Consider the following 19605-nt stretch of genomic DNA (forward strand, 5'->3'; position numbering starts at 1 on the left):
ACGCATGAGTATTCAACTAGACAATATCAATTGCTTCTACGGCGCCCATCAGGCGCTCTTTGACATTCAGCTCGACTGTCCGGCCGGAGAAACCCTGGTGTTACTCGGGCCGAGCGGTGCGGGCAAAAGCTCACTTCTGCGGGTGTTAAACCTGCTGGAAATGCCTCGCTCCGGCAATTTGCAAATTGCCGGTAATCATTTCGACTTTCAAAAGAAGCCGGATGAAAAGTCGATCCGCGAACTGCGTCAGAACGTGGGAATGGTATTTCAGCAATATAACCTCTGGCCGCACCGTACGGTGCTGGACAACCTGCTGGAAGCGCCCTGCCGCGTACTTGGCTTAAGCCATGACGCAGCAATGGCCCGGGCAGAAAAACTGCTGACCCGTCTGCGCCTCAATGATTTTGCCCAGCGTTATCCGTTGCATTTGTCGGGTGGACAACAGCAACGCGTCGCCATTGCCCGTGCATTGATGATGGAACCTCAGGTGCTGCTGTTTGATGAACCCACCGCTGCCCTGGATCCGGAAATTACCGCGCAAATCGTGAGCATCATCCGTGAGCTTGCCGAAACCGGCATTACCCAGGTGATCGTGACGCATGAAGTGGAAGTGGCGCGTAAAACTGCGACTCGCGTGGTTTACATGGAAAATGGTCATATTGTTGAACAAGGCGATGCCAGCTGTTTCTCACAGCCGCAGACGTCCGAGTTTGCCAGCTATTTATCACATTGATTTGCCATTTATACCCCTAAGATTTTAAAAAATGACGGGGATAATACTGACGTTATGAGGGAGTTTATAATGAAAAAGCTTTTAATTGCCGCCGTTCTGGCAGGTGTCAGCTTATCTGCCGGCGCGGCAGAAACTATTCGTTTCGCCACCGAAGCCTCTTACCCTCCATTTGAGTTTGTTGATGCAAGCAACAAAATTCAGGGTTTCGATATCGATCTGGCTAACGCGATGTGTAAAGAGATGCAGGCAACCTGTACCTTTACCAACCAGGCTTTTGACAGCCTGATCCCTAGTCTGAAATTCCGCCGTTTTGACGCGGTTATTTCCGGTATGGATATCACCGCCGATCGCCTCAAGCAAGTCTCCTTTACCAATGCCTACTATGACAACTCGGCGATTTTTATCGCACAGAAAGGCAAGTTCACTGATATCGCTTCGTTAAAAGGCAAACGTGTCGGTATGCAAAACGGCACAACGCATCAGAAATATTTGATGGAAAAACACCCAGAGATCACTGCCGTACCTTATGACAGCTATCAAAATGCCGTGCTGGACCTGAAAAATGGCCGTCTGGACGCGGTATTTGGTGATACTGCCGTAGTTAACGAGTGGCTGAAACAGAACAAAAACCTGGCAGCCGTCGGCGACAAGATCACCGATCAGAGCTACTTCGGTACTGGTTTGGGCGTAGCCGTTCGCCAGGACAACAGCGCGCTGTTGGGCAAAATGAATGATGCGCTGGCCAAAGTCAGACAAGACGGGACTTACAAGACCCTGTATACCAAATGGTTCCAGCAATAATCTCACTATCGATGATTGAACTTCAACCTCTGCTCAGTGCCGCCGGGATGACCGTCGGCCTTGCCATTTGTGCGCTGATCCTCGGCCTGTTTCTGGCGATGCTGTTTGCCGTCTGGGAATCAGCGCCATGGCAACCACTAAGCTGGCTTGGCACCGCCTGGGTGACGATTTTACGCGGCCTGCCGGAAATTCTGGTGGTGCTGTTTATCTATTTCGGCTCCTCGCAGTTGCTGATGACACTGGCCGACGGGTTCAGTATCAACCTGTATCTCTTCCAGTTGCCGATCAAGTTGCCAATTGACAATTTCGAAGTCAGCCCCTTTATTTGCGGGGTAATTGCCCTGTCGTTGCTCTACTCTGCCTACGCCTCACAAACGCTGCGCGGCGCGCTAAAAGCCGTTCCGCAGGGCCAGTGGGAATCGGGACAAGCGTTAGGCATGGGCAAGGTGGCGATTTTCTTCCGGCTGATTATGCCGCAGATGTGGCGTCATGCGTTGCCAGGTCTGGGTAATCAATGGTTGGTTCTACTGAAAGATACGGCACTGGTATCACTGATCAGCGTGAACGACTTGATGTTGCAAACCAAGAGTATTGCCACCCGGACGCAGGAGCCTTTTACCTGGTATCTGGCAGCCGCCTGTATTTATCTGCTGGTGACGTTATTCAGTCAGTTCGTCATTAAACGCATCGAACTCCGTACCACCCGCTTTGAACGGAGCGCTTCCTGATGTGGGAATATTTGCCTGAAGTGCTGAAAGGTCTGCATACCAGCCTGACGCTGACCCTGGCCGCGCTGGTGGTCGCCTTGCTGCTGGCGCTGCTGTTCACCTGTATTCTGACGTTGAAAATCCCGGTGGTCAGCCAGATTGTCCGCGGCTATATCACGTTGTTTACCGGTACGCCGCTGCTGGTGCAAATCTTTCTGATTTATTATGGGCCAGGACAGTTTCCGTCTATTCGCGAGATCCCCTGGCTGTGGGAGGTGCTTTCCCAGCCCTGGTTATGTGCGATGTTTGCGTTGGCGCTCAATAGCGCCGCCTACACCACGCAGCTGTTTGCCGGTGCGGTGCGGGCAATTCCTGGCGGACAATGGGAGTCCTGCGAAGCGCTGGGCATGTCCAGAAAACAGTCGCTGCGTATTCTGCTGCCCTATGCTTTTAAGCGGGCGCTGTCGTCTTATTCCAATGAAGTGGTGTTAGTCTTCAAAAGCACGTCGCTGGCCTACACCATTACGCTGATGGATATTATGGGTCATAGCCAACTGATGTATGGCCGCAGTTACGATGTAATGGTATTTGGTGCCGCCGGTGTGGTTTACCTGTGCGTCAATGGTCTGCTGACGCTGGCCATGCGGTTGATTGAGCGCCGGGCGCTGGTCTTTGAGCGACGCAATTAGTCGATAATTGGTTGGGTTTAAAGGGCAATTTTTGGTTTTAAAGTCAACTTTAAGGTTAAGGTTAAGGTCAACTTCAAGGTCAAGGTCAACTGCATTCGCTGCGCTCACTGGGCGGCGGCCCAGACCGCCCAAAGGAGGCGAAGGCGCGCCTCCTTTGGAATCCTGCGCCTTGTCCAAATTGATAAGTGTCGTGCCCTCGGTTCGAGTTCTTTCCAGTAACTTCTGTGTGTGGCCTAAACCACGCCGCTGCGCGGTCCCTTCACTCGGTCGCGAGCCAAAAGCGTCTCGCTCCACGTCGCTCAGCGTAGGTTTTGAATCGGCCAGGAAACATTTAAAGCAAAACCGGCAACATTAAAGGTCAACTGCGAAAGACAAAAAGACAAAAATCTTTGTCTGAAACGGCACGGTGTAGATAGTTTGCTGGCACATTCAGAGACGGCGCCGCGCGAAGCGGAGGGAGACGCTTTTGGCTCCCGACCGAGCAAGGGGACTGCGCAGCAGCGCGGCTCGTGCCACGCGCGGAGTGACTGAAATATAGCCGGTAATAGGCAGCAGACGCATCAACAACACCAAAAGGCCCAGGATTGTTAAGGAGCGGGCCAGCGCTCCTTAACTCGGTTCGGCACAGCGGGTCAAGTGGCCACTGCTATTATAAAACCGAAACAGCTCCTCATAGCTAATTGACTTTAAGACATAAATTGCCATTTAAGCCCAAACCGATACAACTCCTCATAGCCAATTGATTTTAAGCCATAAATTGCCATTTAAGCCCAACCCGAAACAGCTCCTCATAGTCCATTGATTTTAAGCCATAAATTGCCATTTAAGCCCAACGCGATACAACTCCTCATAGCCAATTGATTTTAAGCCAAAAATTGCCATTTAAGCCCAACCCGATACAGCTCCTCATAGTCCATTGATTTTAAAAAATAAATTGCCATTTAAGCTAAAACCGCCCCCTTGTCCTCGGAGTAAATTGACTTTAAAAAAGAAAAATTGCCATTTAAGACCCCTCCCCCACTACACCCTACATTTATTACATCGATTTCATAAATATAGAGATATCCGTCACACTAAACCGCGAAAAAGCCCCCTAGAATAACCAGCCAAATGATCATCAAGGATGTCCCCATGCACATACGTTTTATCGATGCTTTTGCCAGCCTGCCCGCTCTGTTGCAATCTGCCCTTGAGCCGATACTCCGCCATGATGACTTCCCGGCCATGTTGACCGCACAGCAGGTCAGCCAACTTCGCCTGGAAACCGGGTTGGATGACACCGCCCTGGCGTTTGCGTTGCTGCCTTTGGCGGCGGCCTGCTCGCTGACACCAATTTCTCATTTTCACGTTGGCGCCGTTGCCCGCGGGATCAGCGGCAATCTCTATTTTGGTGCCAATATGGAGTTTAGCGGCGCTTCGATGCAGCAAACCGTCCACGCAGAACAATCAGCGGTGACTCATGCCTGGCTACGCGGCGAAACCAGACTGGCGTCCATTACGGTGAACTACACCCCTTGCGGTCACTGCCGACAATTTATGAATGAACTGAATAGCGGCAGCGAGTTGGCTATCCATCTGCCGGATCGTGCAGTGGCCAGCCTCGGTGAATACCTGCCCTACTCTTTTGGCCCACAGGATCTGGATATTGCAACCCTGCTGATGGACAAAGTCGATCACGGTTACCAAACATCTGCCAGTGATGCACTTAGCCAGCAGGCACTGGCCGCCTGTAATCAGAGCCATGCCCCTTATAGCCAGTCACACAGCGGTATTGCGCTGGAAAGTGACAGCGGGAAAATCTACGGTGGTCCCTATGCCGAGAATGCAGCCTTCAATCCGAGCCTGCCGCCCCTGCAAGCCGCATTGATCCTGCTGAATCTGTCCGGTGAAGATTGCCTGAAAATTCGCCGTGCCGTACTGATAGAACGCAGCGATCCGCTGGTCAGCCAACTTGACGCCACGCGGGCCACGCTGTCAGCACTCGGCTGTCAACAGTTGCAACATATTTCGCTGTAAAGCCATATGATACAAGGTCATCGCCCGGTGACCTTGCTGGTGATAACCGTTAACTCCGGGCAACAGAAATAGTCCGATAACAAATAGCCTACATATTTTCTTTATCTTTTCAGTCTCTGTTCTTAGTATAGCTATGGCGCAGGTGACACCACCTCGACCCAGATAAAAACCATGCGCGTTACCCATTTGCCTTTCCTGCTTTTTCCGAGACCAGAAGAGTAAAATCAATGGAACTTGAATACGAAAGTAAACGTCCACTTTATATCCCACACGCTGGCCCTATCCTGCTCGAATTTCCACTGCTGAATAAAGGCAGCGCCTTTAGCCAGGAAGAGAGAACCAACTTTAATCTGCACGGCCTGTTGCCGGAAGCGGTGGAGTCAATTGAAGAGCAGGCTGCCCGCGCCTATCGGCAATTTCAGGAATTTAAAAACGATATCGAGAAACATGTCTATCTGCGCAATATTCAGGATACCAATGAGACCCTGTTTTACCGCCTGATTGATGAACATCTCAGCGAAATGATGCCGGTGATCTATACCCCAACGGTGGGGGAAGCCTGTGAACATTTCTCGGATATTTACCGCCGCGCCCGTGGGTTGTTTATCGCTTATCCCAATCGCGAACATATTGACGATATGCTGCAAAATGCCACCAAACAGCACGTTAAAGTGATTGTCGTCACCGACGGCGAACGCATTCTCGGCCTCGGCGACCAGGGCATCGGCGGGATGGGCATTCCTATCGGCAAGCTCTCGCTGTATACCGCCTGCGGTGGCATCAGCCCGGCCTATACGCTGCCAGTGGTATTGGATGCCGGCACCAACAATCAGCAGTTACTTAACGATCCGCTGTATATGGGGTGGCGTCATCCGCGCATTACCGGTGACGAATACTATGCATTTGTCGATCAGTTTATCGAAGCGGTAAAAATCCGTTTCCCAAATGTTCTGTTGCAGTTCGAAGATTTTGCCCAGAAAAATGCCATGCCGTTGCTGGAGCGTTATCGCAAGGAGCTGTGCTGCTTTAACGATGATATCCAGGGCACGGCGGCGGTGACACTGGGTAGCCTGCTGGCTGCCAGCCGCGCGGCGGGCAGTCGCTTACGCGATCAGACCGTCACCTTCCTCGGTGCCGGATCGGCAGGTTGCGGTATTGCCGAACAGATCGTGGCGCAAATGAAGTCAGAAGGTCTCAGCGAAGAGGAAGCTCGTGGCCGCGTCTTTATGGTCGATCGCTTTGGGCTGTTGACCGATAAACTGACCAACCTGCTCGACTTCCAGAGCCGGCTGGTGCAAAAAAGCGAAAACCTCGCCGACTGGGATGTTAACAGCGACAATATCTCGCTGCTGGAAGTGGTGCGTTATGCCAAGCCGACGGTGTTGATTGGGGTTTCCGGCCAGCCCGGTCTGTTTACCGAAGAGATCATTCGCGAGATGCATACGCATTGCCCGCACCCGATTGTGATGCCGTTAACTAACCCGACATCGCGAGTGGAAGCACACCCGGCGGATATCATCAACTGGACAGACGGCGCCGCCCTGGTGGCTACCGGCAGCCCGTTTGCGCCGGTAAGCTATAAAGACAAGCTGTATCCAATCGCACAATGCAACAACTCCTATATCTTCCCCGGTATTGGTCTGGCGATAATTGCCTCCGGAGCAACGCAGGTTACCGATGGCATGCTGATGGCGGCAAGCCGCGCTCTGGCCGAGTGCTCACCGCTGGCTACCGATGGCGTCGGTTCGCTGTTGCCTGACGTTAACGATATCCAGGGCGTGTCCAAGTGCATTGCCATGGAAGTCGGCAAAGCCGCACAGATTGAAGGGGTGGCAACAGTCACCTCAGAGGATGCGCTTTCCAAAGCGATCCAACACAACTTCTGGGCCCCGCAGTACCGCAGTTATAAACGCACGTCGTTCTAATTCCTGCCTTTCGGCAGCGTCCTGCTCTTAGGGGGCGTTGCCGATTACCCAAAAAATACCCAAGTAGTTGACGTTGCAGCAAGGCGGCAAGTGAGTGAATCCCGATGAGCTTACATCAGTAAGTGATTCGGGTGAACGAGCGCAGCCAACGCTGCTGCGGCGACAAATACGCCGGATATTGATGAAAAATAGAGCAAGTGGTCCATGAACACCCCGTAATTATTGCGTCCTGCCGGTAGGTAAAGTAGCCTTGGATCCTGTGCCCCAACCTATTACTTAAGGCAAACCATGATTAAGCGGCTAATAGTGAGCTTTATCAGCATCTGTGTTGTTATGCTGATCATCGCTATTGGTCTGGATCGTTGGATTAGCTGGAGAACCCAGGACTATATCTACGATGAAGTGCAGGAACTGCCTTATCGCCAGGTTGGCGTGGTGTTGGGCACGGCAAAGTACTATCGCACTGGCGTAATCAATCAGTACTATCTCTACCGCATGCAAGGGGCAATCAACGCCTACAATAGCGGCAAGGTGAAATATTTACTACTTAGTGGTGATAACGCCCTGCAAAGCTATAACGAACCCATGACCATGCGCCGCGATCTGATGGCTGCGGGTATCCCTTCCAGCGATATTGTCCTCGACTATGCCGGCTTTCGTACCCTCGATTCCATTGTGCGCACCCGCAAGGTGTTCGACACCAATGATTTTCTGATTATTACCCAACGCTTTCACTGCGAACGGGCGCTGTTTATCGCCCTGCATATGGGGATCCAGGCCCAGTGTTTTGCGGTACCCTCGCCGAAAGATATTCTTACTGTGCGAGTGCGGGAAATCTTTGCCCGCCTCGGCGCACTTAACGATCTCTATCTGCTGAAGCGTCAGCCGCGCTTTCTCGGTCCGCTTATCCCGATCCCGGCAATCCATAATATTGCTGACGATGCCCAGGGCTATCCGGCAGTGACACCAGAGCAATTGCTGACTCTGCAACAAACGCTGGCAGCAGAAAAGAAATCGGCGGAAAAGAAAACACTGACCAGCGATCGCTAAACGTCGTTCGGGTATACGGCGGGATAACTCCCGCCGTGATTAATGCCGGTTTTATGGCTGACGAAAAACTTTTATCGTCACGCTTTTACCTATCTCCGTCCCGAAAGGCAGGTCAACGTCAAGGGTAGTGTCATCACCCTCTGTCGCTAAAACACGGCAACCTTCGGTGCAAAGGAAGCTTCCCTTTAGTTGCAACTGCACTTTTTTAAGTGAGCTGTTCTGCGTCGGTTCGCTGAGGGTAATCTGCGTTTCTCCGCTATCTTGCGCTTTGGCAAGCAATAACATCGGCAGCGTCGCCTTTACCTGCACATCCCGTGTCAGCGCGATCCATTCATCTTTCACCTGATACACGGCCGCCATACCAAGATTGTTTTGGTTATCCCGCACCGCATGCAGCCAATTTTCGCGGCACGTGGTCAGTTGCGCGACTCTTTTTTCAGCCAACCCCGGCGGGTTATTCATCTCGAAAGAGGCTGACGGTTGCACATAATACAAATAATGACCATCCATGCCCGGGTTATGTTCGATCCACAGGCTAAACACTTCTTTGCTGATTTGTGCCGAGGAAGTGCCGATATTGATATCATGCCAACTGCCGCTTTGGGCCTGAGATTGCAGGGTAATGATTTGTGACTCGCTGGCAGGGAACAGATATTCGATACCGTTATGCTGCACCCAGACAATATCCCCCGACTGCAGACGTTGTCCTTCCTGCAAATGATATACCGTGGCACTATTTTTCAGTCGGTACTGTATATCGCCCTGGCGCAAGGCTTGCTCAACGCTGGTTACCACCTCGGCCTTGGCCTGGCGGGTATCGATATTGGAGCCAATATTCAAGATTGCATCATCAAAATGAAAATAGCTTTTGTGAGCATTGGCGACATTGAGTCGACTTAATTCCATCGCCGCCAATCCCAGCGTGCCATTGCTGACGCCACCGACAAAGCTGTGGCTGCCGTAGGCGGTGTTTCCCCATTCATTTAGCGGCAACGTCAGATCGTCCTGCTCGGCGGTAATACCTGGCAGGCGTTTCCAGTTCCATACCGGCTGAATATCTCGATATTCGTTACCGCTTCGCGTTAACAACTGACTTCCCGCCCCCAGGAAATAACTTAACAGCCCTTCGCCATTGCCGGTTTCAGAAGTCGTGGTGCGTTTTGAGACCATTCGTAATGAAGCCGAATACGCCGGACCAAAATGGAACATATTATCGGTGGTCCAGTAATAACGATTACCACGATAGTATTGATTGGTGGACTCATCCGCCGTTTGACCACGATGCAGCAACTCTTTCAATATCTCTTTACGCGGACTATTGGGATTAATCTCCAGCAACTTGGCGGTAAATTTATTAACCATGCCGCCAAAACTGGCGGTTGAACGGCTATGACTACGTCCAGCGACATGAAAATCCGTAATGCCCGCGTAACCGGACCAGCCCATGCCATCAATCAACCAGCGTTCAAGCAGTTCAAACTGTTTGGCCGGGATAGCATAGTCTGTGCCGTAAACCCCGTTTTGCACCGCGAGAATACCGTCCATAAAGACATAGCCATAACCTGCGGTATATAACTGAGAAATCAGCTGGCCATTAGCGGTGCCACAGTGCGAGGTAAAGGACATATCTGCGCGGATCCCTTCGCAACTGTCGGTATCCTGCCCTGGCTGTATCACCGCCAGGTCGGAGACGGTTTGCGTACTTTCACGCAGAAAGCCATCGTATAACTTCAGGTCGGCGGCCGCAGCGATGCCGCCATTGAGCGCCAATATGGCCCACATTTGTTGAATAGCGGCATAATCGATCAGATTGGCTCCCCAGTTATTTTTGCCACTGGACACGTTCGCCACGCGCAGATAAGGCAAGAGTTTGGCGACCAGTTGGTTGGGAGTTATTTCTGGAAACAGCAGTAAGGCAGCGCGGGCGACAGAGCGGGGATTACCGATAGAGGAGTTCCACCAATTACTGTATTGATAATTCTTGTCTACCAGGAATAACAGGGCACGCAGAGCAGCAGCCTGTGCATCTTTAACGACGACACAATTGGCGGTCATATTGCGGCATTCAGCGCGATTCTGATGGGCGTAAGAGGCCAATTGCAGTACGCGGTCAAGATGTGCACCGGTTACCGAAGTATCGGCAAGCGGTTTTTTATTATCGGGATAGCTGAGATCGGTAAAACTGCCGCCACTCTCTTTGGCGATCCACTGTTTTACGTTAGCCAGTGAATAGCTATAAGCGGCGGCATCAGCCAGACGCTGCAACACCAGGCGGTACTGCGCCAGGTTGGCATGGTCGATATAATAAGTGAAATTAAGCGGCAAATCAGCAGGTAACCAGACCGTATTAAGATAGCTGCTATAGGCAGGCCGGTAAGCGCCCTCTTGCCATTCGCCAACGCGAGCCAGCGTTGACTGGGCATTGACTGCCTTGGCCAGCAGGTAAGGCCAGGTATATTGGCCAGTTTCTGCCGAACCAGGGTTAAGCGTAATTCGTTCCTTGAGTTGATCACTGCCGCGATCGCGCACCTCGAACACTAGTGCCGATCCCGCCAACAACTCGCCTTTCGAGGCGATATACCCCCGTTCCTCACGGACGCCAAATCGGGGCGCGGGCTTGCTTGTCGTGGAGAAAGGTTTGCTGACGGCGAGGACTGCGGCTCCCTGAGTAGTGAGGCCAGTTTGTGCCCCGGCGAGGCTGGTTGCGCAGGCAATGGAAAAGGTGAGCAACGAGCATTTGAATACTTTAACGGCAAGCATGATATTCCTCTATCAATCAAAAAGTTATGACTGACAGAGCATGAAATAATGCTTTTTATTCAGAAATAAGAGGATGCCATTAACCCACCAAGAGTTTCAGTCTTATTAAATAGAAAACTCTCGTTTAACCAGGAGCCTTCTCTTTAGCGGACCAGAAATAAACCAGGCGGGGTTGATAAACCGCAGAAAATGCAACAGGGCACAATTCTGTGCCCTGTCAGACTGCTGACAAAGTCCATTATTAGGGAGAGTGCACCGTTGGGGTCGTAGCGGGCTTGCCCGCCGGAGCGCCCCTAGGTGTGCTATGCCCGGGTATCTCGATCATCAAGACGACTTTGTCATCAAACTCACAGGGCACAATTCTGTGCCCTGTTTAATTAGTGCCGTGTCTGAAAATCGTTTAAGGTTATTTTTTCTTGGCGTATTTCAAGGAGTCGAGCGCTACGGCGAAGATAATAATGCCGCCCTTGATAATGTACTGCCAGTAAGGGTTAACACCGATATAGGTCAGGCCATAGTTGATAACGGTAAAGATCAGTACACCGGTCACCACGCCTGCTACCGAACCAACACCACCGGCGAAGGAAACGCCACCCACCACACAGGCGGCAATCGCATCGAGCTCATACATAAAGCCGAGGTTATTGGTGGCACTACCGATACGCCCTGCTTCCAGCATACCGCCGAAGGCATAAAACACACCGGATAACGCGTAGATCATGATCAGGTTCAGGGGAACGTTTACGCCTGATACTTTGGCTGCTTCAGGGTTACCACCGATAGCAAAGATATTTTTACCAAAGCGCGTTTTATTCCACAGTACCCAGACAAAGGCGATGGCAATAATCGCATAGAAGGTGATATAGGAAAGCTTCAATCCTCCCAGGCTAATAAAGCCCTGCGCAAAATGCGAGAAGTGGCTGTCGAAACCGGCAATTGGCGATGCGCCCACAAAGTCGTAATACAGTGAGTTAATACCGTAAACGATAATCATGGTACCCAAAGTGGTGATAAATGGCGTTACATTCAGATATGCAATGATGATACCGTTCAGCAGACCAATCAACGCACCAATCAGGCACACAGCCAGGATCACTAATGGGATTGGAACGACGCCCATATGTGGGAACACTTTGTTGATGTTATCCATGCCCTGCAACATGGTAGCCGCAACCACTGCCGCCAGGCCAACCTGACGCCCGGCAGACAGGTCAGTACCCTGTGTGACGATCAAACCCGCTACACCAAGGGCAATAATAACACGCACTGAAGACTGGGTAAGAATATTCCCCAGGTTCATCAGACTCAGGAAAGTAGGATCCTGGAAAATAATAATGGCCAACAAGACAAACAGTACAACATAAATCGCGCCCTCTTTAAGATAAGTGAGCATGCTTTTCTTATTTAATGCATTCATAATAAGAACCCTTAAAAATTAGAGGTACAAGGATGCAAGGCGTAATATTTCATTCTGCGATGTATTTTTTGTTTCAACAATACCCGCAACCTGTCCATTGCTCATAACCAATATCCGGTCAGTAATACCTAACAACTCAGGCATTTCCGAAGAAATAATGATGATGCCTTTTTCTTTTTTAGCCAACTCGGTGATTAACTGATAAATTTCGAACTTTGCCCCAACGTCAATACCGCGGGTAGGTTCGTCCAGCATCAAAATTTCCGGTTGTGTCAATAACCAACGACCAATAATAACCTTTTGCTGGTTACCCCCCGAAAGAGAACCAATACTGGTTCTATGGCCCGGTGTTTTAACCCGCATGGCGTCGATAACCCATTGGGTATCGCTCTTCATACGGCTTGTATCCAGTAAACCGACTTTGTTTTTATAGTTACGAATATTCGAAATAAGCGAGTTAAAACCAATATCCAGATAAGCATAAATACCAGTTGATCGACGCTCTTCGGTTACCAGCGCAAATCCGTTATTAATGGCTTCATTAGCGCTATTATTATTAATTTTTTTGCCGTGTAGCTTGATAGTACCCGCAAGCTTTTCACGAATACCAAATAAGGTCTCGACAATATCAGTACGCTTCGCCCCTACCAGTCCGGCAATACCGAGAATTTCGCCCTTATGCAGATCAAATGACACGTCACGAATCGAAGGTTGACGCAAAGAGGTTAAGTTTTGTACCTCCAGGATCACGCCCCCCGGGGTGTTTAAGCGGTCAGGGAAACGCTGACTCAGGGAACGTCCCACCATCATGGAAATAATTTTATCCATGTCCAGTCCTTCCAGAGACTGGGAAACGATCCATTGTCCGTCACGTAGAATAGTAATTTCATCACAGAGTTGGAAGATCTCTTCCATTTTGTGAGAAATATAGACAATACCACAGCCACGATCTTTCAATTTACGAATAATCGTAAACAGATGGTTGACTTCCTTCTCGGTTAAAGAAGAGGTCGGCTCATCCATAATAACGATTTTAGCGTTATAAGAAAAAGCTTTGGCTATTTCGATCATCTGCATTTGTGAAACAGATAATTTACCGACTTTTTCACGTGGATCAATATCAATATCAAGCTCATCAAAGATCGCTTTGGTATCACGATACATTTTGTCTTGATCGACAAAGAAGCCTTTCGTTGGATAACGGCCCAACCACATATTATCCATTACGGTACGTTGCAACACCAGGTTCAATTCCTGATGCACCATCGATACGCCCTGCTCCAAGGCTTCCTTCGAGCTTTTAAAATTGACTTCCTTGCCCTGAAAAAGAATTGTTCCGGAGTCTTTACTATAAATACCAAAAAGGCATTTTAATAACGTAGATTTACCCGCACCGTTTTCACCCATTAAGGCATGAATAGAATGAGGACGAACTTTTAAATTTACATTATCTAACGCCTTTACGCCCGGAAACGATTTATTAATACCACTCATTTCCAGCAGCCACTCGCGGGGCTGTTCCGTATTAATATCGGCCATAGCGCTACCTAATAAAATTGAAACCTGGCTAAAGATTGAAAACCGCCGGTCAGATATTTCTGACCGGCTGACCTAAGCAATATAATGCAGAGTCATCATAACTACGTAAACTATGCCACTACTTCTAGCTTCTTAGCCGTTGGAGAGTTATTCAACAATCTTATGGCAGCTAGTTATTTTACAAAAGTAGACAGGTTGTCTTTGTCGACCGGTACATAAGGGATACGTACAACTTTGTCGACAATCTTCCACTGGGTACCGTCGGCGGCAGGCTTGCCGTCAGCCAGGTTTTTAGCCAGATCGAAGGTTGCTTTTGCCTGGTTGTCCGCATCGTTCAATACGGTACCGGCCATTGCACCAGATTTCACCATTGCCAGCGCTTCTGCCAGAGCATCGACGCCAAATACTGGAATGCTGGATTTGTTATGTGCTTTTAAGGCTTCTACTGCCCCCATTGCCATCGCATCGTTGTTGGCGATAACGACTTCAATTTTGTTGGCATTAGGACCAGATAACCATGCATCAGTTTTGTCTTTAGCCTGTGCGGTATCCCACATTGCGGTATCTAACTGCAGTTGCTGAGTTTTGATACCGGCTTTATCGTTCAGGGTTCTGATCACATAAGTAGTACGTGCTTCAGCATCTGGATGACCCGGTTCGCCTTTCAGCAGAACATACTGGATCACGCCATCTTTATTCAAATCCCAGGCTGGGGTAGCTTTCCATTGTTTGGCAATCAGTTCGCCCTGGATCACACCAGACTCTTTAGAGTCAGTCCCGACGTAATAAACTTTGTCGTAGCTGTCCAGCGCCTTGCGTGAAGGTTCTTTGTTGAAGAACACAACAGGAATGCCGGCAGCACGAGCTTTTTCGATAACAACCGGTGCGGCAGCCGGGTCAACCAGGTTGATGGCCAGCGATTTCACACCCTTGGCAATCAAAACGTCAATCTGATCGTTCTGTTTGGATTGGTCGTTTTGCGAGTCATTCATCAGCAGCTGAACATCTGGGGCGGCTTTGGCATCTTTTTCAAGATCTTTGCGCAGGCCAGACATAAAGTTGTCATCGTATTTGTAAATCGTAACGCCAATACGGGTATCAGCAGCATGAGCGACAGTGCCAAACATCATGCAGGCAGCCAGAGTAGCCAGGGTAAAAACCTTCTTATTCATTTGTATCTCCGGTTTATGTAGGGGGGTACTGACTTCGGCGTCCACTTTATCGATTTCCGGGATGCCTGCCTTCCTTGACTAAGCTCTTCCACAAGTGCATATCATCATTTTTTTTGTTTTGCTTCCGTATCCGGCTTCAAAAAACCGAGAGCGAGAAGTCACTGCCGTAATACATCATTCAAAATACATATACAGAATTATTCTGAAAACGCCTGAATCATAATGGTTACCATGTTAATAATCTGTGAAAGTTCTCACAGATTGAAAACGGTTACATAAGAATTATTGTTCAGGGAGTGACGGGTGCCACACTTTGCCAGGGGGCCACGGTATGCCGCCGCACCAGCGTCGGCATAAAGCAGTGAGAAACCCCGGCAATCAACTGATTGTTGGCCCCTTGCAGCGCCAGCTCGGTAGCCAGCGTTGCCATGGAAATAATGGGATAACGCACGGTCGTCAGCTTGGGGCTGGTATAACGGGCAATGGGGATATCATCAAAGCCCACCAGCGAAAAATCTTGCGGCACACGAATACCGTTTTCTTTCAATACGGCCAGGGCACCGGCGGCCATGGAATCGTTATAGGCAAATACCGCACTAAGATGCAGATTACGCCCCAGCAGCTCCACCATTGCCGCCTCCCCGCCCTGCAGATCCGGGGAACCGGCGGCACGCCAGCTATCCGGGGGACGGCTGCCGTGCTGATCTATCTGCGTCAGAGCATGCACATAACCTTGAAAACGTTGTGCTTCGTCGGCAATGGGATGGTTTGAACCGATATAGCCAATACGGCGATGTCCTTGAGATATCAATAGCTTGGTGGCCATTTCGGCACCGACCACGTTGTTCAGACAGACGCAGCGATGCTCGTAACCATCAATCACCCGATTAATCAGCACCATGCCCGGTACCTGCTGCATAAAATGCGCCAGCTCATCGTCATCAAGGGCTTTAGCATGAACAATCAATGCGTTACAGCGCTGACGAATCAAAACTTCAATGGCATGACGTTCTTTTTCCGCTTGATGATAGCTGTTACCGATCAGCACATATTTATTATGCTGCTGAGCGACGGTATCCACTGCCTTGACCAGCGCACCAAAGAAGGGATCCGAGACATCCATGACCACCACGCCAATGGTATCGCTACTTTGCGTGGCTAACGCCTGAGCATTGGCATTTGGCCGGTAGCCCAGACTTTTTACTGCCTTGAGCACCAGCTCACGGGCTTCCTGACTGGCAATAGCCGGATTATTCAAGACCCTGGAAACGGTGGCAACAGAAACGCCGGCCAGCTTGGCGACATCACGAATGGTAACCATAGGTCGCTCCACAAGTCAGAAACAGTGGCCGACGGCAAGAAAAAAGCGATAAACCCCGGGCAGAAGAGAGAAAGTGTAACGAAAGAGTCAGTACAGTGATCATAAATATTTCCTGTTTTAGTTTGGCGATCGGCTTACTCTGCACGACCGCTATCCTAAACGCTTTAGCGAGAAACCAGCGTGAATCTCGTCACAGCACAGAAAACGTTTACATACAATTATGCAACTTTTATTGCAATTTCAGATAATCGACGTCATTTCACGGCATCTTCAGCCACGCCGGAGGCCTTGGCAGTCAGTTGGCGCCACAGCCATTCCATCGGTCCCTGGCGGAAAAAACGCAGCCACAGCAAGGTGACGGCAAGATTGATCAGCCATACCGCAGGCACCAGCGCAATTAGCTGTAACCGATTGAAATGTTGATAAAAACCCAGATGATTAAAGAAAAAGGTGCAGACCAGGGTTTGCAGTAAATAGTTACTTAATGCCATGCGCCCCACCTGAGAGATACCCGCTACCCAACGTTGTTTCATTAGCCATGGCCATAAGCCATAGCAGAGTGCCAGATAAGCCACCGCCTGCAGCAAGGCGCCAATCTCACGGGGTGCCTGCAGGTAGAAACCACTCCAGCGGTAGTCCCATGCATCCTGCCATTGAAAGATAATGGCAGGTATTTGAATCAACAATGAAAGCGGTAACACTATGACCGCAACCTGCAAATAGTGCCTGCTGGCAAATTGCCCTTTTAACCAGCCGCTACGCATCAAACTGGCACCGATCAGCATGGCACCGCCCAGTTCCCAGCCATACTGCACAGCCACCGAGATCAGACTTGATGACAGCATATCCAGCCGGTTGTTAATCGCCTCCATGCCCCCCTTGAGTCGCCAAAACTGCTCATATTGTAGCTCGGCATACCCCGGCAACCAGAAACTGTCTGGTTTCGGAGAAGAGATCAGTCCCAGCAGCAGCAAAATGCCAACCCCCGCCAGATAGAGTAATACCCCGGTACGCCACAGCGTCTGACTGCTTTTGGCATCGCGCACCAGTCGCCAGAATACCAGCCCGATCAGGCCATAAGAGAGCAGGATATCGCCATCCCAGAAGAAAATGGCATGGATCGCACCGCACATTAACAGCAAGGAAAGCCGCGACTGGATCCAGGCTTTGCCGCGCGGCAGCAACAGTTGCAGACCCGCGCCAAACAGCATGGCAAACATCATCAGGAATTTTCCCTGCGCCAGTACGTCAACCACCGCCCAGGTCCAGGCATCGGTCAGCGAGGGCAGTCCGGCGTAAGCCGGGTTGAGGTAGGCCGCTTTTGGCAAGCCAAACGAACTGATGTTGAGCAAAAGAATGCCGAAAATGGCAATGCCACGGGTAAAGTCCAGCGTGGCAATACGTGGGCGCATGGATGACGTCCTGTAACGGAAAAGCCTAGACTAACGGCCCCCATCGGGAGCCGCAAGTGCTTAAGTTAACGCGGGGGACAGCGATCAGTTATGGCGAATGGTACGCAAAAATTCCTGGCGAGTATTTTGGCTGGTTTTGAACAGTCCGCCCAACGAAGTGGTGGTGGTCGAACTGGTGGCATCACGAATACCGCGTGCTTTTACACAGTAATGGACGGCATCAATCGACACGGCCACGTTGTTGGTGCCGAGCAGCGTTTGCAGCGCAATCAGGATCTGCTGGGTAAGACGTTCCTGCACCTGCGGACGCTGCGAGAAGAATTGCACAATGCGGTTGATTTTCGATAAACCAATTACCGCATCCTTGGGGATGTACGCCACCGTCGCTTTGCCATCAATGGTCACAAAGTGATGTTCACAGGTGCTGGTCAGGGTAATATCACGCACCGAAATCATCTCATCCACCTTCATTTTATTGGTGATAACGGTGATTTTGGGAAAGTTGGCGTAATCAAGACCCGAGAAAATCTCATCGACATACATCTTGGCAATACGCTTGGGCGTCTCGGCCAGACTGTCGTCGCTAAGGTCAAGATTGAGCAACTGCATGATACCGGTCATATGCTCTTTGATCCGCTGTTTACGCGTTTCCGCATCAAGAGAAGGCTCTTCACGCAGCGGGGTTTCAAGACCACGGGCAAGCAGCGCCTCATGTACCAATACAGCTTCTTTACTCAATGTCGCCATGCTTTCTCTCCAGCAGTGAATATCACTTTGATATGGATCACATCAAAATGAGGTGCGTTACTGTAGTAGAGTCCGTGCACAGAATCCAGTGATTGTCCTTCATGATAGATGAAATAGCTGCAAGTTATCGTCCGCGCTTAAAAACCAGGGCACCCGCCAGCCAGAATGTGGCCATGGCGACATAAAGTGCAGGCTCAAGACGATGCGTCAGCGAAGTGGAAATCGCCGACAGCAGCGGTCCGGCCAGTTGCCCTATTGCATAGCCGGTAGTTAATAATCCGGCCATATAGCGACTATGGTTGGGTGCCAGCTCGCGACTGTATTGCAGCGCCAGTTGCACTACACATAAAAAACCACCGCCGGTCAGCACCGCGCCGATAATCAGGCCATTCACTCCCGGGACTATCTCGGCGCACAGCACGCCGCATCCCTGCAGCCAAAGAGTAATGGCCAGACGCTGATGGGTTTTCAGGCAGTGGCGGGTCACAATCCCCAACGCAATGCCAACAATTGCCGCACCGCCGAACACCGGCCAGACAAACTGGGCAAACAGACTATCGGGAAAGCGCGCATTGGCCATCTGCGAGAAAAAGGTAGCGGGTAGAATATAGCCAAATCCCGCCAGGCTATAGCACAGCACCAGGCGTTTAAGTGGTGGGCTGATAATCAGCGGTTCAACGTTGACCAGCGGCCGATGCCACTCTCCGGCACGGGGAAAGTAGCGGTTGACCAGCAGCACCAGAATCAATGCCAGCAAGCCATATACCAGCCAGGCCGTGGCGGCGCTTAACGCCAAACTGTGAATAGCGGCCGCCAGCAAGCCGCTAAGTAAAATCCCCGCCCCTGGCCCGGCAAAGACCGCGGCACTCATCGCCGGACGTCCGTAATGGATCAGGCGCTCATTACACCATGCCGCCACCAGCACCATCGCCCAACCGCTGCTCCAGCCGATCACAAAGCGGATCGCTGCATGCCAGACCTCACCGGTCACCGCCGCCGAAAGCAGGGTCAACAACACCGCCGCCCAGACACCGACCAGCAAACGCCGCTCCACATGACGGGTGGCCCGCATGGCGTCATAGGCACCCAACAGATAGCCGAGATAATTGAATGCCGCCACCAGACCTGCGCCGGTGAGGGTAAACTGATGTTCGGCGATCATTAAGGGCACCTGCGGCGTAAACGCAAAGCGCCCAATCCCCAGGGCTACCACAAAAGCCAAAAAACCTGTTAATGCAATGCGAAATGCCATAGTCGCTCCACGCGATGATTGGGCAGCAAACCCTGAGTGATTATCAATAAGAAAAGCTTTAAAT

15 protein-coding genes are annotated in these 19605 nt (G+C 50.7%); 7 read left to right on the forward strand and 8 right to left on the reverse strand.

Features of this window, described 5'->3' with window-relative positions; genetic code table 11:
• Positions 1-4 precede the first annotated feature (4 nt).
• The 7 genes from artP (at position 5) to sanA (ending at position 7921) form a co-directional block, all read left to right on the forward strand.
• Entirely contained in the window at positions 5-733 is a 729-nt protein-coding gene (artP, locus tag GW590_RS09785; RefSeq protein WP_169402832.1) for an arginine ABC transporter ATP-binding protein ArtP, read from the forward strand.
• A gap of 69 nt (positions 734-802) precedes the next feature.
• Positions 803-1534, forward strand: coding sequence for an arginine ABC transporter substrate-binding protein (gene artJ, locus GW590_RS09790; RefSeq protein ID WP_169402834.1), 732 nt, complete (start codon positions 803-805; stop codon positions 1532-1534).
• Between the two features lie 11 nt (positions 1535-1545).
• Positions 1546-2262 carry an arginine ABC transporter permease ArtQ gene (gene artQ, locus GW590_RS09795; protein WP_169402835.1) on the forward strand — a complete coding sequence of 239 codons (717 nt, stop codon included), beginning with the start codon at positions 1546-1548 and terminating at the stop codon, positions 2260-2262.
• Positions 2262-2930, forward strand: a complete 669-nt coding sequence (gene artM, locus GW590_RS09800) for an arginine ABC transporter permease ArtM (protein ID WP_169402837.1) — start codon at positions 2262-2264, stop codon at positions 2928-2930. The genes artQ and artM overlap by 1 nt, the downstream gene beginning before the upstream one ends.
• A gap of 1131 nt (positions 2931-4061) precedes the next feature.
• Positions 4062-4946, forward strand: a complete 885-nt coding sequence (gene cdd / locus GW590_RS09805) for a cytidine deaminase (RefSeq protein ID WP_169402838.1) — start codon at positions 4062-4064, stop codon at positions 4944-4946.
• Positions 4947-5173: 227 nt separating this feature from the next.
• The gene (locus GW590_RS09810; protein WP_169402840.1) at positions 5174-6871 is read left to right on the forward strand and encodes an NAD-dependent malic enzyme; all 1698 of its coding nucleotides are present in this window, start codon (positions 5174-5176) and stop codon (positions 6869-6871) included.
• 288 nt (positions 6872-7159) lie between these two features.
• Positions 7160-7921: an outer membrane permeability protein SanA gene (sanA, locus tag GW590_RS09815; protein WP_169402842.1), complete on the forward strand. Its 762-nt coding sequence runs from the start codon at positions 7160-7162 to the stop codon at positions 7919-7921.
• Between the two features lie 51 nt (positions 7922-7972).
• Here sanA and GW590_RS09820 read toward each other — a convergent pair whose 3' ends face one another.
• From GW590_RS09820 to GW590_RS09855, 8 genes are all read right to left on the reverse strand, one after another.
• Positions 7973-10681 (reverse strand): polysaccharide lyase family 8 super-sandwich domain-containing protein, encoded by a 2709-nt coding sequence (locus tag GW590_RS09820; RefSeq protein WP_169402844.1) that lies wholly within the window; start codon positions 10679-10681, stop codon positions 7973-7975.
• Between the two features lie 406 nt (positions 10682-11087).
• Entirely contained in the window at positions 11088-12098 is a 1011-nt protein-coding gene (gene mglC / locus GW590_RS09825; RefSeq protein ID WP_169402846.1) for a galactose/methyl galactoside ABC transporter permease MglC, read from the reverse strand.
• Between the two features lie 18 nt (positions 12099-12116).
• Positions 12117-13637 (reverse strand): galactose/methyl galactoside ABC transporter ATP-binding protein MglA, encoded by a 1521-nt coding sequence (mglA, locus tag GW590_RS09830; RefSeq protein WP_169402848.1) that lies wholly within the window; start codon positions 13635-13637, stop codon positions 12117-12119.
• Positions 13638-13810: 173 nt separating this feature from the next.
• Positions 13811-14809 (reverse strand): galactose/glucose ABC transporter substrate-binding protein MglB, encoded by a 999-nt coding sequence (mglB, locus tag GW590_RS09835; protein ID WP_169402850.1) that lies wholly within the window; start codon positions 14807-14809, stop codon positions 13811-13813.
• A gap of 289 nt (positions 14810-15098) precedes the next feature.
• On the reverse strand, positions 15099-16130 hold the full coding sequence (gene galS, locus GW590_RS09840; RefSeq protein ID WP_169402852.1) for an HTH-type transcriptional regulator GalS: 1032 nt from the start codon (positions 16128-16130) through the stop codon (positions 15099-15101).
• Between the two features lie 254 nt (positions 16131-16384).
• Complete coding sequence (gene yeiB, locus GW590_RS09845; RefSeq protein WP_169402854.1) at positions 16385-17542, reverse strand: DUF418 domain-containing protein YeiB; 1158 nt, start codon at positions 17540-17542, stop codon at positions 16385-16387.
• 84 nt (positions 17543-17626) lie between these two features.
• Positions 17627-18289 (reverse strand): GTP cyclohydrolase I FolE, encoded by a 663-nt coding sequence (folE, locus tag GW590_RS09850; RefSeq protein ID WP_169402856.1) that lies wholly within the window; start codon positions 18287-18289, stop codon positions 17627-17629.
• 124 nt (positions 18290-18413) lie between these two features.
• Positions 18414-19541 carry a YbfB/YjiJ family MFS transporter gene (locus GW590_RS09855; RefSeq protein ID WP_169402857.1) on the reverse strand — a complete coding sequence of 376 codons (1128 nt, stop codon included), beginning with the start codon at positions 19539-19541 and terminating at the stop codon, positions 18414-18416.
• Between the last annotated feature and the right edge of the window lie 64 nt (positions 19542-19605).

Source organism: Rouxiella aceris, from assembly GCF_012933545.1.
Classification (GTDB): domain Bacteria; phylum Pseudomonadota; class Gammaproteobacteria; order Enterobacterales; family Enterobacteriaceae; genus Rouxiella; species Rouxiella aceris.

Excerpts from the sequence above, each read along its gene's own strand:
- artM (WP_169402837.1), top strand. The coding sequence starts at position 2,262 with ATGTGGGAATATTTGCCTGAAGTGCTGAAAGGTCTGCATACCAGCCTG.
- mglB (WP_169402850.1), bottom strand. The coding sequence starts at position 14,809 with ATGAATAAGAAGGTTTTTACCCTGGCTACTCTGGCTGCCTGCATGATG.
- artJ (WP_169402834.1), top strand. The coding sequence starts at position 803 with ATGAAAAAGCTTTTAATTGCCGCCGTTCTGGCAGGTGTCAGCTTATCT.
- mglA (WP_169402848.1), bottom strand. The coding sequence starts at position 13,637 with ATGGCCGATATTAATACGGAACAGCCCCGCGAGTGGCTGCTGGAAATG.
- GW590_RS09810 (WP_169402840.1), top strand. The coding sequence starts at position 5,174 with ATGGAACTTGAATACGAAAGTAAACGTCCACTTTATATCCCACACGCT.
- artQ (WP_169402835.1), top strand. The coding sequence starts at position 1,546 with ATGATTGAACTTCAACCTCTGCTCAGTGCCGCCGGGATGACCGTCGGC.
- yeiB (WP_169402854.1), bottom strand. The coding sequence starts at position 17,542 with ATGCGCCCACGTATTGCCACGCTGGACTTTACCCGTGGCATTGCCATT.
- artP (WP_169402832.1), top strand. The coding sequence starts at position 5 with ATGAGTATTCAACTAGACAATATCAATTGCTTCTACGGCGCCCATCAG.
- GW590_RS09855 (WP_169402857.1), bottom strand. The coding sequence starts at position 19,541 with ATGGCATTTCGCATTGCATTAACAGGTTTTTTGGCTTTTGTGGTAGCC.
- folE (WP_169402856.1), bottom strand. The coding sequence starts at position 18,289 with ATGGCGACATTGAGTAAAGAAGCTGTATTGGTACATGAGGCGCTGCTT.
- galS (WP_169402852.1), bottom strand. The coding sequence starts at position 16,130 with ATGGTTACCATTCGTGATGTCGCCAAGCTGGCCGGCGTTTCTGTTGCC.
- mglC (WP_169402846.1), bottom strand. The coding sequence starts at position 12,098 with ATGAATGCATTAAATAAGAAAAGCATGCTCACTTATCTTAAAGAGGGC.
- sanA (WP_169402842.1), top strand. The coding sequence starts at position 7,160 with ATGATTAAGCGGCTAATAGTGAGCTTTATCAGCATCTGTGTTGTTATG.
- cdd (WP_169402838.1), top strand. The coding sequence starts at position 4,062 with ATGCACATACGTTTTATCGATGCTTTTGCCAGCCTGCCCGCTCTGTTG.
- GW590_RS09820 (WP_169402844.1), bottom strand. The coding sequence starts at position 10,681 with ATGCTTGCCGTTAAAGTATTCAAATGCTCGTTGCTCACCTTTTCCATT.